General features: G+C 62.8%; 1 protein-coding gene. It reads left to right on the forward strand.

The features are described from left to right. On the forward strand, nt 1–661 hold a 661-nt coding region (locus tag CXQ90_RS21715), incomplete at both ends, for an aldo/keto reductase (protein WP_146068962.1).

Here is a 661-nt window from a genome sequence, read left to right on the forward strand (position 1 = left end):
CAGGCATCTGCGCCAGGCACTGGACGCGTCGCTGAAACGGCTGGGCGTGGACCACATTGACCTGTACCAGCTGCACTCATGGGATCCCCTCACCCCATTGGAAGAGACCCTTGGCTTCCTTCAGGACGCCGTCACTGCCGGAAAGATCAGCTACTACGGTCTCTCCAACTTCACCGGCTGGCAGCTGACCAAAGCCGTGTACACCGCCCGGATGCGCGGCTGGAATGAACCGGTGACCGTGCAGCCGCAGTACAACCTGCTGGAACGCGAAATTGAGTCCGAAGTAGTGCCGGCAGCGCTCGACGCCGGACTGGGTCTGCTGCCTTGGTCACCCCTTGCGGGCGGATGGCTCACGGGCAAGTACCGCAGGGAATCAGTTCCGGCGGGCAAAACACGGGTGGGAGACAATCCCGCCCGGCAGTTCCAAGGCTGGGATTTGCGCAGCAACAACGAACACACCTGGCAGATCATTGACGCCTTGAAGGCCATCGCTGATGCGCATCACGCCAGCTCTGCCCAAGTAGCCCTGGCCTGGCTTGCGGCCCAGCCCGGTGTCACCTCGGTGATCCTCGGCGCACGCACGGTGGAGCAGCTCACTGACAATCTGGGTGCCGCTAACCTCGCGCTCACTGCCGCCGAGGAAAAACAGCTTGCCGATCTG

Source organism: Arthrobacter sp. ZGTC131 (assembly GCF_002929275.1).
Taxonomy (GTDB): domain Bacteria; phylum Actinomycetota; class Actinomycetes; order Actinomycetales; family Micrococcaceae; genus Arthrobacter.